The organism is Faecalibacterium sp. 3, from assembly GCF_048323735.1.
GTDB classification, from domain to species: domain Bacteria; phylum Bacillota; class Clostridia; order Oscillospirales; family Ruminococcaceae; genus Faecalibacterium; species Faecalibacterium wellingii.
In genome coordinates, this window is record NZ_JBLWFN010000001.1 from 2,461,147 (window position 1) to 2,474,593 (window position 13,447).

At 49.8% G+C, this 13,447-nt stretch carries 18 protein-coding genes; 11 read left to right on the forward strand and 7 right to left on the reverse strand.

Features of this window, described 5'->3' with window-relative positions:
- Positions 1-28: 28 nt before the first annotated feature.
- Genes ACNSPV_RS11645 through ACNSPV_RS11655 form a run of 3 tightly spaced genes read left to right on the forward strand, consistent with a single transcriptional unit; the run spans position 29 to position 4,374 of the window.
- Positions 29-3,223 carry a YodL domain-containing protein gene (locus ACNSPV_RS11645; RefSeq protein ID WP_348583292.1) on the forward strand — a complete coding sequence of 1,065 codons (3,195 nt, stop codon included), beginning with the start codon at positions 29-31 and terminating at the stop codon, positions 3,221-3,223.
- Between the two features lie 21 nt (positions 3,224-3,244).
- On the forward strand, positions 3,245-4,171 hold the full coding sequence (locus tag ACNSPV_RS11650) for a hypothetical protein (protein ID WP_348585183.1): 927 nt from the start codon (positions 3,245-3,247) through the stop codon (positions 4,169-4,171).
- A gap of 2 nt (positions 4,172-4,173) precedes the next feature.
- On the forward strand, positions 4,174-4,374 hold the full coding sequence (locus ACNSPV_RS11655; protein ID WP_348583290.1) for a transposon-transfer assisting family protein: 201 nt from the start codon (positions 4,174-4,176) through the stop codon (positions 4,372-4,374).
- Between the two features lie 107 nt (positions 4,375-4,481).
- Here ACNSPV_RS11655 and ACNSPV_RS11660 read toward each other — a convergent pair whose 3' ends face one another.
- The 7 genes from ACNSPV_RS11660 to ACNSPV_RS11690 all read right to left on the reverse strand — a co-directional run bounded on the left by ACNSPV_RS11660 (position 4,482) and on the right by ACNSPV_RS11690 (position 9,549).
- Positions 4,482-5,075, reverse strand: a complete 594-nt coding sequence (locus ACNSPV_RS11660; protein WP_348583288.1) for a hypothetical protein — start codon at positions 5,073-5,075, stop codon at positions 4,482-4,484.
- 76 nt (positions 5,076-5,151) lie between these two features.
- Positions 5,152-5,997: a nucleotidyl transferase AbiEii/AbiGii toxin family protein gene (locus ACNSPV_RS11665; RefSeq protein WP_348583287.1), complete on the reverse strand. Its 846-nt coding sequence runs from the start codon at positions 5,995-5,997 to the stop codon at positions 5,152-5,154.
- Positions 5,994-6,587, reverse strand: a complete 594-nt coding sequence (locus tag ACNSPV_RS11670; RefSeq protein ID WP_302275806.1) for a type IV toxin-antitoxin system AbiEi family antitoxin domain-containing protein — start codon at positions 6,585-6,587, stop codon at positions 5,994-5,996. The genes ACNSPV_RS11665 and ACNSPV_RS11670 overlap by 4 nt, the downstream gene beginning before the upstream one ends.
- A gap of 121 nt (positions 6,588-6,708) precedes the next feature.
- Positions 6,709-8,037 carry a relaxase/mobilization nuclease domain-containing protein gene (locus ACNSPV_RS11675; RefSeq protein ID WP_418268281.1) on the reverse strand — a complete coding sequence of 443 codons (1,329 nt, stop codon included), beginning with the start codon at positions 8,035-8,037 and terminating at the stop codon, positions 6,709-6,711.
- The gene (locus ACNSPV_RS11680; protein ID WP_117526957.1) at positions 7,998-8,327 is read right to left on the reverse strand and encodes a plasmid mobilization protein; all 330 of its coding nucleotides are present in this window, start codon (positions 8,325-8,327) and stop codon (positions 7,998-8,000) included. Before ACNSPV_RS11680 ends, ACNSPV_RS11675 begins: the two co-directional genes overlap by 40 nt.
- Positions 8,328-8,519: 192 nt before the next feature.
- Positions 8,520-8,888: a helix-turn-helix transcriptional regulator gene (locus ACNSPV_RS11685; protein ID WP_348583283.1), complete on the reverse strand. Its 369-nt coding sequence runs from the start codon at positions 8,886-8,888 to the stop codon at positions 8,520-8,522.
- Between the two features lie 142 nt (positions 8,889-9,030).
- Positions 9,031-9,549 (reverse strand): PadR family transcriptional regulator, encoded by a 519-nt coding sequence (locus ACNSPV_RS11690; RefSeq protein WP_097800013.1) that lies wholly within the window; start codon positions 9,547-9,549, stop codon positions 9,031-9,033.
- Between the two features lie 111 nt (positions 9,550-9,660).
- Here ACNSPV_RS11690 and ACNSPV_RS11695 point away from each other — a divergent pair, with 111 nt between their 5' ends.
- The 8 genes from ACNSPV_RS11695 to ACNSPV_RS11730 all read left to right on the forward strand — a co-directional run bounded on the left by ACNSPV_RS11695 (position 9,661) and on the right by ACNSPV_RS11730 (position 13,388).
- Positions 9,661-10,149, forward strand: coding sequence for a hypothetical protein (locus ACNSPV_RS11695; protein ID WP_097800014.1), 489 nt, complete (start codon positions 9,661-9,663; stop codon positions 10,147-10,149).
- Positions 10,150-10,153: 4 nt separating this feature from the next.
- Positions 10,154-10,342 carry a cysteine-rich KTR domain-containing protein gene (locus ACNSPV_RS11700; protein ID WP_097800015.1) on the forward strand — a complete coding sequence of 63 codons (189 nt, stop codon included), beginning with the start codon at positions 10,154-10,156 and terminating at the stop codon, positions 10,340-10,342.
- Between the two features lie 204 nt (positions 10,343-10,546).
- Complete coding sequence (locus ACNSPV_RS11705) at positions 10,547-11,071, forward strand: PadR family transcriptional regulator (RefSeq protein WP_097800083.1); 525 nt, start codon at positions 10,547-10,549, stop codon at positions 11,069-11,071.
- Complete coding sequence (locus ACNSPV_RS11710) at positions 11,068-11,490, forward strand: YjdF family protein (RefSeq protein WP_097800016.1); 423 nt, start codon at positions 11,068-11,070, stop codon at positions 11,488-11,490. The genes ACNSPV_RS11705 and ACNSPV_RS11710 overlap by 4 nt, the downstream gene beginning before the upstream one ends.
- A gap of 1 nt (position 11,491) precedes the next feature.
- Positions 11,492-11,677: a cysteine-rich KTR domain-containing protein gene (locus tag ACNSPV_RS11715; protein WP_097800017.1), complete on the forward strand. Its 186-nt coding sequence runs from the start codon at positions 11,492-11,494 to the stop codon at positions 11,675-11,677.
- A 526-nt stretch (positions 11,678-12,203) separates the two neighbouring features.
- A complete protein-coding gene (locus tag ACNSPV_RS11720; RefSeq protein ID WP_348583280.1) occupies positions 12,204-12,635 on the forward strand; it encodes a sigma-70 family RNA polymerase sigma factor in 432 nt (143 codons plus the stop codon).
- A 6-nt stretch (positions 12,636-12,641) separates the two neighbouring features.
- Complete coding sequence (locus ACNSPV_RS11725) at positions 12,642-12,887, forward strand: helix-turn-helix domain-containing protein (protein WP_098922169.1); 246 nt, start codon at positions 12,642-12,644, stop codon at positions 12,885-12,887.
- A gap of 264 nt (positions 12,888-13,151) precedes the next feature.
- On the forward strand, positions 13,152-13,388 hold the full coding sequence (locus ACNSPV_RS11730) for an SHOCT domain-containing protein (protein ID WP_112115216.1): 237 nt from the start codon (positions 13,152-13,154) through the stop codon (positions 13,386-13,388).
- The last annotated feature ends 59 nt before the right edge of the window (positions 13,389-13,447 follow it).

Here is a 13,447-nt window from a genome sequence, read left to right on the forward strand (position 1 = left end):
TAGGATAGCAAAAAAGGAGTGTGACCAAATGAGCGAATTATTTTCCATCCAGCTGCAAAATCGGCAGCAGCAAGGCAGGGATGGCATCTGGCTGGACCTGCCCACTACAACCGAACAGGTACAAGCGGCCCTGCGGCAAATCGGCATTTCGTCCGATAATCCGCAGGGCCTTTTCATTTCCGGCTATTTTGCCGAGGAAGAAAAGCGTTTTGCCATCCCCTACAACATGGTGCTGGCATCCAATGTGGACGAACTGAACTTTCTGGCATCACGACTGGAAACACTCTCTACCGGGGAACGCGCAGAACTGAACGCCGCCTTGCAAGCCCCGCAGAGTGAGCTTTTCAGCATCGGGAGAATCACCGACTTTCCCGAAAACGTGGACTACTATGTGCATCTGCCGGATGTGCACGGGCCTGCCCAGCTAGGAGATTACTACCTGAATCGCTCCGGCATGGTGGATATGCCGGAAGAATGGAAAGGCGGCATCGACACGGCACAGTTTGGCCGGTATGTGGCTCAGCAGGAACAGGGTGCGTTCACCCAGTACGGCTACCTTGTCAAAAGCGGGGACGAGTGGCAGAAAGTCCACGAGGGCCAGCCCGTGCCGGAGGAATACCGGGTGCTGTCCTTTCCCGCGCCGGAAGTTCTGCGGGATGCGGCCAACATCCCGCCGCCTATTCAGCCTGAAACGGAACCGCAGAAAGTTATTCCCATTATCCTGAATGGTAAGGACAGCGCAGAGCGGATGAAAGAAATTACGGACCGACTGGAAACAGGGATTCAGCAGTTGTTCGACAGCGACCGCTACAAAGCCTATCTCACCACGATGGCAAAATTCCACAATTATAGCTTCAACAACACCTTGCTGATCGCCATGCAGGGCGGACAGCTGGTGGCGGGCTTCAACAAGTGGAAAAACACGTTCCACCGCACCGTGAAAAAGGGCGAAAAGGGCATCAAGATTCTTGCTCCCGCGCCCTACAAGGTTAAGCAGAAAACGGAAAAGCTGGACGAACAGGGCAAGCCCGTTTTGGACAAAGACGGTAAGCCACTGACCGAGGAAAAGACGGTGCAGATTCCGGCCTTCAAAGTGGTTTCTGTGTTCGATGTCAGCCAGACCGAGGGCGAACCGCTGCCATCCATTGCGGTGAATGAACTTTCCGGCAGCGTGCAGGACTATCAAGATTTTTTCAAGGCGTTGGAGCAGGCTTCCCCGGTGCCCATCGGGCTTGAGGACATCGAGGGCGGGGCGCACGGCTATTTTCATCTGCTCGACAACCGCATTGCCATCCAAGAGGGCATGAGCCAGCTGCAAACCATCAAGACAGCCATCCATGAGATTGCCCATGCAAAGCTGCACGCCATCGACCCAGACGACCCGGAACAGGCCAACCGCCCGGACAGCCGCACCCGCGAGGTGCAGGCCGAAAGTGTGGCCTATGCCGTCTGCCAGCACTATGGGCTGGACACGTCCGAGTATTCGTTTGGCTATGTAGCTGGGTGGAGTTCGGGCCGGGAACTGGACGAACTAAAAGCCTCTCTGGAAATTATTCGCAGCGCGGCCCATGAGCTGATCTCTGCGCTGGACGAACATCTGGCAGAACTGCGCCAGCAGCGGGAAGCAGACCTTTCCGCCGCACAGAAAGCCGCATTTGCGCTGGACAACGGCAATACGCTGTTCATCCAGACCTGCGATTCCGGCTATGACTACACTCTGTATGGCCCGGACCACACGGCTCTGGACGGTGGGCAGCTGGACGCGCCCGGTCTGACCCTGCCGGATGCCGGGCAGGAAGCACTTAATCTGCTGGGGCAGACAGCCGCGGTGGCGGAAGTCCTGTTGGGCGACAAGCTGGCGGCGTTCCAAGAGGCGGCGGAAAAGGCCAACGAAATTCCCGCACCCGTTAAAATTCCAGACCCCGCCGCAGAGCCCACGGTCACGATTCTGTGGAGCGAAAGCGACAAGCTGCAGGACGGCGAAATCATGCCGCTGTCCGTGGCGAATCGTGTTTTTGAAGAACTGGACACCGCCCAGCACACGAACCGGGAAAAGGACGGCTACACGGGCGGCTGGTACGACAAGACCGCATTCCGTATTGATTTTACCCTGAACGGCCAGCCCGACAACTACGAGGGACGGCAGGATTTTGGTGACGGAGAGGGTTCTTTGGTTCAGCATATCCAGAACTACCACGAATACTACGCCAAGGACGAGAACTGGAAAAATTTTGTTCTGCACAACAAAGGCCCGGAAGCGTGGGAACAAGACAAGGCAGAGCGGGAAATGGTGCTGAACGAGTTTATCCCGTACCTCAAACAACATTGCAATCTTTCGGCCATGGAGCAGGCAGCCACCGCCGCTTTGCGGGAGGAACAGAACATTTCGCCGGAACAGGCTGCCTATTACAACACTGTTGTGGCCTATGTGCAGGACTGCCGCTCGCTGCTTAACCAAGGCCAGTATAACTTGCCGGAACCGCCCAAGCTGGCCGACTTTGACCAGAGCTTGCAGGACTACAAGGCGCAGGTGCAGGCAGAGATCGCGCAGGAAGCGGCCGATGCTGGAATGACGGTAGAGGAATACGCAGCGGCAGGCTTTGAAGCACCGCAGCAGGACAGCTTTTCCATCTACCAGCTGCGCAATGAAGATTCCACCCGCGATTACCGTTTTGAGCCCTACGACCGCCTGCAGGCCGCTGGCCGAACCGTGGATAAGGCAAACTATATGGAGGTGTATGCCGCGCCGCTGACTGCTGGTACCACGTTGGAGGACATCTACCGCACATTCAATATAGACCATCCGGCAGACTTCAAGGGACACTCGCTGTCTGTTTCGGATGTAGTGGTGCTGCACCAGAACGGGCAGGACACCGCCCACTACTGCGACAGTGTGGGCTTCCAGCAGGTGCCGGAGTTCTTACGGGAAAATCCGCTGCGCACCGCAGAACTTTCCACCGAACAGAACGAAAATATGATTGACGGTGTGCTGAACAATGCGCCCTCTCTGGGCGAGTTGGAGGCCAAAGCAAAAGCCGGAGAACAAATCTCTCTGACGGACCTTGCCGCCGCAGTCAACGCCGCAGAAAAGGCACCGAAAGCCAAGAAGTCCCACACGGCCAAGCCGAAAAAGCCGTCCATCCGGGCTCAGCTGGATGCCGCGAAAAAAGAGCAGAGCAAACAAACACCGCCACGGGAAAAGACAAAAGAATTGGAGGTGTAAACCGTGCAGAAGTTTGAAAATATGGACTTGATCGCTGCGCTGGAAGCCATCATGCACCAGAACACCGCATACTATCAGAGCGATTTTGCCTTTGACATTAAGATACTGCGGGAGGCCGCCCGCAGCGACCAGTCGGAAGATAAGCTGCTGTTGTGGCTGTCCCGGCCTTCTGGAACATTCTGCTTCCGGGAACGGGACGTGCTGCTCAAAGACACGCAAGCCTATAACACATGGAAATTCTGCGGCGAACAGACCCATGACAGGATTCTTGCCTATGCGGTGGAGCTGACCGGCGCGGCCAACGGAACTGTGCAAGGCAATCTGTATGAACTGGACTATCAGCAGCACTTCCAGCATATCCGGGATGTAGCCCTGCCCGTGGGTGCCAATCGCCTGATCTACGAAAGCGGGATGCGGGAGATTGGCCCGAAAGAGCATTTCGACAGTCGCCCGGACAAATATTTCGGGGAGTTCGTGCGGTATGAAATGCAGCCCCGCGCCCCGGAACTTCTGCAAGCAGCCATCCGGCAGGAGCAGCACAGCCGGGAACCGGCACGGCCCGGTGACTTCAAGGAACACCTTGCGGCACTGCACACTGGGCTGATCGAGGCCGAGGCGCAGCGCATTGTGGCCGGTATGAAGCGGCTGGCTGCTCCCAACAGCCCGGACAAGAATCATTTTATGGTGGAGGTATCGCCCTATTTCACCAAGCTGGCATCCAGCCGGGACACGGACCAGCTGCTTGCCATGTTGCCGTACAAGTCCCTGCACCTGTCCAGCGTGAAAGACCGTTTCGGCATCTACGCGCTGGTTGGCAAAAACGAAAACCGAGATAAGAACATTCGCAAGCCCCGCGCTTCCGTCCGCAAGCAGCTTTCCGAAACAAAACAGGCTGCCAGCCCGATAAAGGCAGCGGCCCGCAGAAAACAGTACGAAATGGAGGTCTGACCATGAATTTCAGCGTAGAAGAAGAAAATTTGATCTGTATGTACCACACTTCTGACCGCCGTCGAACGATGGTGCGGATGCTGGCCACCCTGCCGGATATGGACACCGAAATGCGGCAACTGGCAAACAGCACCATTGCAAAGTTGGATCGCATGACCGATGCTGACTTTGACGGACAGAGGTTTGATTTTGTGGGTGAGTGATACCACAGACTTGACAATAACACATTATTTTCAGCAAAAGTGATGTGTCGTTGCCAACACAGAAATAGCCGGACACGGTGGCCTTGTGGCTGCTGTGTCCGGCTATTTTATTGAAGATGAGTGTTTTTTACATCTTCTGCCAACTCAAGTAGCCTGTTTGCAATATTTTCAAATCGATGTTGTTGTTTTAGAAAGCTACCTGCGCTACTAATTCTTTGAAGATTAAATGTTTTCAGTACAGCCTGTTTCGATTGATAGCTATTATGCGCAGCATAGTTTCGTATCGTGCAAAGTTGATCAATAGTATCTTTGTACTCGGCTTTTTTAAAAGTTGTGGCAATAGTATGGTCTGCGCCAATCATCTCATTTAAAACTTTGTAAAGCCCACTTTTTCCCCTGAAATCAAAAAATCCACCTTTTGTTATAAGAAACTCACAGACATCATCGTTAATATGTTTCCCTAACTTGATTCCGTGCTTCTCCTGAAAATAAGAGTGGTCGTGATTAAGACATGCAATCATCGATCTAAGTACAAACTGCTCAAATGCCTTATAAAGCATGATTATAGCATTTTCGTAACAATATGATAGATACTTCTTTTCATCTGCAAAAACTTGATTACATCTTTCAGTGTAAGATGTAATTTCTCTGATGCTACTGGAAAATTCACCACTCACAGTTTGGATGTTTACAGTTTTCATTAGTCTGCGCCTTCAATCTATAAATTCACTTCTATAATTTTTGATTTTGGAAATTTTCGTAATATTACTTGTTGATTTACATTACGATTGCGTCCATAATTTTTTGAATCGCATTGCAGGTATCATCAAAAGAAATATCCTTTGCATAGTCGTATTCCCTGCTATACTTGTTCCATTGCTTACGGAGTATATCGCTCCCCCGGATTTCCTGCATAATCTCCGGGTACTGCGTTAAAATTTTACCGCTACCGCGCTTTTCCGTTGTCCGTTCCAGTGCCCGCCGCAGCGTTGCCTTGTCGCACTCTGCCCCGCGCAGAGCGTACAGAATGTAGATGTCGTAGTAATCTCTCGGACGGGTGTTTGCAATATTGCGGGACAGTACGGTTTCCAGCTTTTCGGCCAGAACCGTTTCGAGATTGTAGGCCAGAACGCTGATTGTGCGGTCATCGAACAGCATTGAAAAGGTGTACTCGATCTCGCGGGGCGTTATCATATCGCCAGTGGTAACATCCACCGTCAGCGGAACGCTGATCGGTGGGTAGTTGGCTTTCAGCGACACACGGATTCCGGGGTAATCGTCTGTTTCCCGGATGTCCGCAGCGCCCATAACTTCAAACTGCACATCATCGTCAATCTGGACTGCGCACACATCTTTGAAAATGGAAAGGATAGCCTCATGGGTCAACGTAAAGCCTTTGATAGTTGTGTCCAAATCCATAGTGGCTCGTGTGTCCAGACCAACGATAGCCGACACCAGAAAGCCGCCTTTGATAATGAAGTTATGCTTATACGGTGAAAGCGAAATGCGTTCCAGCAGTCTTTCCAGCACATAGTTCTGCATCACAAGTTGCGCGGAAATATGCTTCTCGGCTGCTTTCTTTTTGATATAGGCTTTTAACTGCATCGGATTTTTTGTAATCATAATAAAATCTCCATGTAGCGCAGAACCTTTGGCTTCACACGAAGTCGTTCTGCGTACTGCATCAATTTGTGAATGTCTTTGTCTTTGGATGCGGCGTAACGCTTCATGGCTGCACCAACAATTTGTATATCGCTCCCACTGCCGCGCAGGATGTCGCACAGCGTCCGTTCCAAATCGTAAACACGAATGGGATTGCCGGATGGCGATTGGATTTCAATAATGCCGAAGTCATAATTTTCTGGAATAACACGCTTGACGATCAACTCCTCCTGCTTCAAGGACAGTGCATTGTAGCCCTTGGGAAAGGTCATCGTGTATCTTGCCGGGGTGCGGTCAGAATAGCCCAGCAGATAAAGGGCGGTATCATGCGAATAGATGCCGCGGCTATACTTCCGCTGCAACAGGTAAAAATCATCTTCCCATGCACTGCTCTGTACATACAGGCCGCGCCCGAAACGGTACAGTTCCCCGCTCTCGACAAAATCATGCAGATAGCCCCGATGTAATCCGGCTTTCGTCAACTGTGCGGCCGTAATGATGCCATTGGGGGCAGACTGCACTATTTTTTCTACTTTGCCCATGTTGTTCATGCTATCACCTCACTTGACATTCACACATTATATTATATAGAAATAATGTGTGTTCGTCAACGGCGAATTGACAATCGCACATTATTTTAGTTGAAAGTAATGTGTCGTTGTCAAGTAATGCTTACAGGGTCTTATCCCTCTCCTGCCTGTGATTCTGGAATAGAACACCGTCCACATTCTGCTTGATGATGTCATACTCCTGCATCTGGCGTTTGGCTTCGGCGTACTGCCGCTGCAGCTGGTCTTTCTGCTCGGCCAGTTGCTTATACTCGGCTTTCAGGGTGTAGAGGTCGGGCAGCTTTTGAAAGCCCTGTTCTTTCAGGGCCTTGGCCGCTGCTTCATAGAGAATCAGGGTGCCTTCATGCTTGCGTCGGAACTGCTTTTTGTCAGCGGCCCGCTGGTACTCCTGCACCAATGGTCGCAGCTCTTTACAGGTGGTGACATCCTTTATCAGCACGGCCATTTCTGCAAGTCGGCGTTCAGCCGCTTTCAGCGCGGCGGCAGCTTCGGTGCTGGCGGCGGTGATCTCGGCCACCCGGCTTTCCAAATCCGGGTAACTATCAATTTCATGCTCCGTCAGAAAGTTCAGCGTCCGGGCCGCCTGTTTCAGATTGTGGAGCTTTGCCCACTTCTCATACCCTGCAGACTGCTGGGCCTTGATGCTGTTCTCCAAATCAATCCGCAGCGAAATTTTGCGGTTTTCTTTGGGCTTCCGCTCCACGAACCGCCCTTTGATGCGTTCGATGATGGCTTCCTCGGTGTAGGCTTCGCCCAGCGTTTTGCAGCGGGTGAACCGTTCCTGTCCGGGCGCACGGAACGAAACATACTTGCCACGCTTGGCCTCGTAGCCCTGCTCCTGCAGGAGCCGCAGAAAATCGTCAAAATCCTTGGCCTGCGGGATGGCTGCATCTATGGCAGCTTTCAGCTTCGCCTTCCAGCTTGTGCCCTTGCGGTGTGCGTCCCACTCGGCATAGCTCTTGCCTCTGTCTTGGCCGGGCATTACCACGGACAGGCCGTGTTCCTTGCAAAGTCGGTCACTGGTGCGCCGGATGTAAGCATAGCTCCGCCGGTTGGAAACATACTTCCGCTGGTTCACCATGTCCATAGCACAGAAAATGATGTGGTTGTGGACGTGCCCCTTGTCAATGTGCGTGGTCAGTACATAGGGATATTTTCCTTGCAGGACTTCATCTGCAAGCTGTCGACCAATCTCGTGGGCCTGCTCCGGCGTGGTTTCGCCCGGCGCAAAAGACTGTATCAAGTGGTGGGCCAGATTGTTGCCTTTCTGCATGGCCTGTGACAGCAGCAGTTCAAATTCGATGTCGGCGGTTTCGTAGGAGCAGGCAAAGGAGGACACCAGCATTTTTTCGTCCGTCTTGGCCGGATTCTCGATGTAGTCCAATGCCTTTTTCAGCGTTGACTTGATAGGATGTATCTTTGTAACTGCCATATCTGCGCCAATGCTCCCTTGATGTCCGCAACGTCTTGTGTGTACAGCGGCCCCATGCTGTTCAGCCGCCGCGCAATCTGATTGACGTTGACACCAATCTTTTGCAGTTCGGCGGTTTGCGCCCGGATGTCGGTGGTGTCGATGTGGACAACATAACCGTCTATCAGCATCTTCCGGGCGTATGCAGAAAAGTTCCGGGTATGCAGCAGAGCCATCTTCTGCCGGATAAGTTCCTGTTCCTCCGGCGTCACGGGAACACGCAGAACAATTTTTCGGGTTCGGTTCGCCATAGTTTCACCTCGTTTCTTGGGGGTCTGGGGTACTCCCCAGCAAGCATTTCTGCCGGGAGTGGCTACACTCCCTATGCTTGCTACGTTACCTTTCCCTACTACTATGACACCACAACACCCCCGTTTTGCCCGCAAAATGCAAAAAAAAATAAGAGGACGCTTTTGCATCCTCTCAATGACCGTGCATGACAATCAGACACACACGGGCTCTTTCTCTTGTTGTTGGATTCGCAGGGCACCGTCAATGGCGCCTTCTACGATGGGCAAGTATTCTTCCGGGCAAAGCTGCAGCTTGTGGCTGACCCGTTGACGCTCCGCGCTTTCTTCCCGCATGAGTTCCGGGTTGAAGTACCGTTCCACGGGCAGACCGCATATTTTTATCAGCTGAATCACCACCGGCAGGCTGGGCAGCGTGCCCTCGTTCTCGATATTCGCAAGATACCGGCTGTCACAATGTATCATGTCGGCCAGCGCACTGCGGGAAAGCTGTTTTGCCTTTCGTGCTGCCTTGACATCCGCTCCGAACGTTTCAAAGCCGGGACAGTCCTCAATTTTCGCCATTCTGCATCACCCATATACATTTTATATTTCATGGGCGATTGGCGAAATGTTGCTATGTCCGTTCTGTCTACATTTTATAATTCATAATCCGGGGTTGCGCACCTAGTTTATCAGATACCAAGCAGCTTTCAACAGTTGGTCATTACAATATTGCATGAATCAAACTCTCAGTACCTGCAATTTCTGCTTCAACAATATATTTAGTTCGTTCAATATTAGCTTTTGCAATGGAAGGTATGTCGTCTTTTATGACTGTTATCTGCTGCTCAATTCCCTCAAGATAACTATTTAATATTTTCAAACGCTGTGAAAGCAGACTTTGCGGATCATCTAACGCATCAATAAAAAATGCGGCAATCGAGAAAATGTTGGTATCATAGTCGAAGGACAAAATTGATTGCTGTAATGTTGCCACAAATTCTTGTTTCCCTTTGTCTGTAAGCGAGTAAATCGTCTTGTCGGGCATATTTCCATCCTTTTCAACGCTGCCATAAATATATTCTTTTTTCTCTAAGACTTTTAGTGTAGCGTAGACTGTCGAATTGGCGATGTTGTACCAACGATGAACATTCATGATTTGTAGTTGCTTGATAATTTCATATGGATTAAGCGGTCTTTGATTGATCAGACCCAATAACATAGTAGCAGATTTCGAGAGCATAACGCATACCCCTTGACTTTAGTTTTAAGTTGTAGTACTCTATATATAGAGTACTACAACATTATATTATAACTGTACCACAGTTATAATCAAAATACAAGGGGGAGTAAAATGCCGCAACTAAATAAGGGTGGAAAATATGTATTTGGACTTTCTGCCATCAGCAATAGGCGAGAAATACTTTTTCCGGCAGAGACTCTTGAACAATATCCCGTTCAAAAAGAAGGACGCATTATTATTTTCACGGGGAGCAAAATCACGGGCGGATTTTGCGTGACCAGCAAACAATTACTTGGGCAATCAAAATTGAAGCATATATTAGATGATTGTCCCGCATTGTCACAGTACACGATTGATGAAGGAGAATTCGTTCGCTATAAAGGACGAGGCTATACTTGGCTGCATATTTCTCAAAACGGTGTTGTGAGGCTGCCCGAAAACACGATGCGATATTTGAATCTTTCCTGTGGGGATATTCTCATGTCGATTAAAAGCAGTGACATCGCATTTACAATGGGAGCAAGAGGGCCGCTTATGGACAAAGTACATTCTTACCCCGGTCATATCAAGGAATATCGGGTTACTTGCTGCGGGCAATAAGGATATGAGTCATATTGAGTGGGTATTATGTCCTGTCTGCGGCAGTAAAACACGATTAAGAATCCGCAGCGATACCATTCTTGAAAATTTCCCATTGTTTTGTCCCAAATGCAAGCATGAAACTTTAATCGCAGTTCGACAACTAAATCTATCCATCGTGCAAGAGCCAGACGCTAAGACGCAGAGCCGATAACACAGAGAAAAAACTCCGATGTTATCGGCTCTGTTTTCACTTTTTCTGTGATTCCCTCGGTGGAAGAAAAGGAAAATGCTACTGGGTAGATGGCTTAATAAGAGGGCCAACGAAAAAAGTTTTGAAGTTCATTTTTGGTCAGTTGCCTTGACTTTTGCTATCATTAATAGTACTATTGATAATAGTAAAAGTGGAGGTGTCGTTATGTCATCAATCGATTTAGTTATACTTGGCATTGTTTTGGAGAAACCCCAAAGCGCCTATGACATTCAAAAGGATGTGGAGTACCACCATCTTTCTCGCTGGACAAAAATAAGTGTACCTTCTATTTATAGAAAAGTACTCCAGCTGAGCGATAAGGGCTATCTTCAAAGCGATATTGTCAAGGGCGATAAGTTTGCGGATAAGGCCATTTATTCCATTACCGATCAGGGCAGAGCGTATTTCAAGGAGCTGATGGCCTCTTGTGCCGCTGGCACAGTACCCTTGCTATTCGATTTCAATGTGGTCATTACCAATTTGAACAAGATGGACAAAGCCGAAGCGTTGGAGCTGGTTTCGACTTTGCGCCGGAGCATACAGTCCTCGGCTGAATCGAACGAGGGCTATGCGCGGGAATTTGCAGACATTCCTTTGGTTGGGAGAACGATTTTTGAGCAGCAGCAGCTTCTCTATCGAGCCCTTCTGGAATGGCTGGATCACTTTGAAGGGCAGTTCTTAGAAGAATGAGTACAGGCCCCCAAAGCAGTTTGACCATCCTGTTCGAAGCTCCGTTTTGGATCGGTCTATATGAAAGAACGGATAACGGTAAGTACGAGGTATGCAAAATCACTTTTGGCTCAGAGCCCAAAGATTACGAGGTCTATGAGTTTCTGCTGAAGAATTGGCACAAGTTGAAATTTAGTCCCCCAATCCAGGCCGAAGTAGCCATGGAGCGAAAAATCAATCCCAAACGTATGCAGCGCGAAATTCAAAGCCAACTGCAGGATAAAGGCATTGGAACAAAGGCGCAGCAGGCGTTGAAACTCCAGCATGAGCAATGTAAGCTGGAACGACAAACCAAGAGTCGTGAGCAGAAAGATGCGGAGAAAGACCGCCAGTTTGCCATACGGCAGGAAAAAAAGAAAGCCAAGCACAGAGGAAGATAACATGAAGATAGAATGGATTTTATGCCCCTTTTGCGGCAGCAAAACGCGATTGAAAATTCGCGATGATACAATATTGGATAATTTTCCGTTATATTGTCCTAAATGCAAACATGAAACCCTGATTGCGGTAAGAAAACTAAATTTATCTATCATCCAAGAGCCAGACGCACAGACGCAGAGCCGATAATGCACAAGGTAAATTCACTTGTGATTATCGGCTCTTTTTTATTTTAGTATACGATAAGAGCCTGCCCCGCCCAACGGGGAAAGAAAAAAACCGTTGGTTTGAGCAGGTGACTCTTTGCGCCCATTTTGAACCGGCGGTGTTTGAGAAAATCAAGGCCGCCGGTTCTTTTTGCTTATCAAAGCGTTTCATCGTCCGTATGGCGGCCACTAGGAGGATGCCGCCATGCGCCTGATATTCTATCGAACGCCTAGCTTTGAACTGTCAAAAAAAGCCTTGCTCCCGCACAGGGTCAGCAGGGCTTTTACTATGTACTATACGATGTAGATACTGCGCGTTTCGTGCTGCCATTATGCCCGGTTGGCCGTTTTCGGTCTGCTGGGCTTTTCTATTGCCGCCTGAAAAGCTGCCTGTTTCAAAAATATTTTTGGAAATTTTCAAAAAAGCGGGCAGAATCGGGTGTTTCAGGTGTCATATTAGCGGAAAGGGAAAAATCCACCCGACATCCCCACGGAAAGGGGGTGAGAAGATGGAAGCTATCCCTCGCAACGATGGCGAACAGTACCGATTCGATGCGTTCTGCAAAGCGGTGCTGCGAAATGAGGCCCGGAACTATCACCGAAACAAAAAACGCCTGCTCGACCGTGAAAAGTCATTCAGCGTTCTTTCGTTGGAAGAACTGGGGCAGCTCACGAGTGTAGACTATTATCCAAGTGAAGAATTTGTATTTTCGTCCTACGGCTGTGATCTGCACATCGACAATGAACTTGTTGCCAATGCGTTTACCGCCCTGCCGAAGCAAGAACAAAGCATTCTGATTCTGTTTTGTGTTCTGGAACTGGGCGATGGCGAGATTGGCGACCTCATGGGAATGTCCCGGAGTGCTGTACAGCGCCACCGGACAAAAACGCTGAACGAGCTGCAAAAAAAGCTAAAGGCGCACTTGCCGGAGGGAGGTTAGGCGTAAATGAACTCCTATGAACACACGAGCAGAGATTTTTTGCCGCTCTCGGTGATTCGTTCTGCCTGCGCTGGGGACACCGATGCAGTTGAACAGGTTTTGCGACATTACAGAGGTTATATCAACAAGCTCTGTACAGGCATTCTCTATGACAAGCACGGTCAGCCTCATGTGTGCATAGACGAGTACATGAAACGCCATCTGGAAATCAAACTGATTTCTTCTATTGTAACCAAAGCCGAAACGGTCTGACCCTTTCCACGTTTCGGGACTGCACCTTGAAAAACATGCTCGCAGGATAATGGCGGTGCATCATAGGGCAAACGGATACGTTGCTGTCTGTATCGAGCCGGACGGCGGGTGCGCCACGATGCTTTTCTCTGAAAAGCGGAGCGATCTCCACCCCGCCGCAATGCAAGCGCGGCTGCTTGCGGGCCATGACATACAGACAGGCTGATACTCCCTTACCGTCAAAGTCCGAGCGTTCAGAGCGTCGCAGGCAATGAGTAGGGCTGCATGAGGAATGCAGGGGTGAGATTCCCGTGGGCTGCTGCCAGCAGCCATCCGTTGGCTCATTTTTTATTTTGTGAAAGGGGGATATTTTTGAAAGAACAAAATTTGATACGTTATAGCATTCAGCTTGCTTTTTTGAAGCAGCTGTTGGAAAGAAAGCTCATAACCGATAGAGAGTATTCCCTTATCAAACAGCGCTTAATGAAAGATTATCGTGTGGTTTCCGAACTATCCTCTTGATTTTGTGTCGCACTGGCGTTATGATTAACGCAATGAAAGGAACACATTCAACAAGGAGG

Excerpts from the sequence above, each read along its gene's own strand:
- ACNSPV_RS11645 (WP_348583292.1), top strand. The coding sequence starts at position 29 with ATGAGCGAATTATTTTCCATCCAGCTGCAAAATCGGCAGCAGCAAGGC.
- ACNSPV_RS11650 (WP_348585183.1), top strand. The coding sequence starts at position 3,245 with ATGGACTTGATCGCTGCGCTGGAAGCCATCATGCACCAGAACACCGCA.
- ACNSPV_RS11655 (WP_348583290.1), top strand. The coding sequence starts at position 4,174 with ATGAATTTCAGCGTAGAAGAAGAAAATTTGATCTGTATGTACCACACT.
- ACNSPV_RS11660 (WP_348583288.1), bottom strand. The coding sequence starts at position 5,075 with ATGAAAACTGTAAACATCCAAACTGTGAGTGGTGAATTTTCCAGTAGC.
- ACNSPV_RS11665 (WP_348583287.1), bottom strand. The coding sequence starts at position 5,997 with ATGATTACAAAAAATCCGATGCAGTTAAAAGCCTATATCAAAAAGAAA.
- ACNSPV_RS11670 (WP_302275806.1), bottom strand. The coding sequence starts at position 6,587 with ATGAACAACATGGGCAAAGTAGAAAAAATAGTGCAGTCTGCCCCCAAT.
- ACNSPV_RS11675 (WP_418268281.1), bottom strand. The coding sequence starts at position 8,037 with ATGGCAGTTACAAAGATACATCCTATCAAGTCAACGCTGAAAAAGGCA.
- ACNSPV_RS11680 (WP_117526957.1), bottom strand. The coding sequence starts at position 8,327 with ATGGCGAACCGAACCCGAAAAATTGTTCTGCGTGTTCCCGTGACGCCG.
- ACNSPV_RS11685 (WP_348583283.1), bottom strand. The coding sequence starts at position 8,888 with ATGGCGAAAATTGAGGACTGTCCCGGCTTTGAAACGTTCGGAGCGGAT.
- ACNSPV_RS11690 (WP_097800013.1), bottom strand. The coding sequence starts at position 9,549 with ATGCTCTCGAAATCTGCTACTATGTTATTGGGTCTGATCAATCAAAGA.
- ACNSPV_RS11695 (WP_097800014.1), top strand. The coding sequence starts at position 9,661 with ATGCCGCAACTAAATAAGGGTGGAAAATATGTATTTGGACTTTCTGCC.
- ACNSPV_RS11700 (WP_097800015.1), top strand. The coding sequence starts at position 10,154 with ATGAGTCATATTGAGTGGGTATTATGTCCTGTCTGCGGCAGTAAAACA.
- ACNSPV_RS11705 (WP_097800083.1), top strand. The coding sequence starts at position 10,547 with ATGTCATCAATCGATTTAGTTATACTTGGCATTGTTTTGGAGAAACCC.
- ACNSPV_RS11710 (WP_097800016.1), top strand. The coding sequence starts at position 11,068 with ATGAGTACAGGCCCCCAAAGCAGTTTGACCATCCTGTTCGAAGCTCCG.
- ACNSPV_RS11715 (WP_097800017.1), top strand. The coding sequence starts at position 11,492 with ATGAAGATAGAATGGATTTTATGCCCCTTTTGCGGCAGCAAAACGCGA.
- ACNSPV_RS11720 (WP_348583280.1), top strand. The coding sequence starts at position 12,204 with ATGGAAGCTATCCCTCGCAACGATGGCGAACAGTACCGATTCGATGCG.
- ACNSPV_RS11725 (WP_098922169.1), top strand. The coding sequence starts at position 12,642 with ATGAACTCCTATGAACACACGAGCAGAGATTTTTTGCCGCTCTCGGTG.
- ACNSPV_RS11730 (WP_112115216.1), top strand. The coding sequence starts at position 13,152 with ATGAGGAATGCAGGGGTGAGATTCCCGTGGGCTGCTGCCAGCAGCCAT.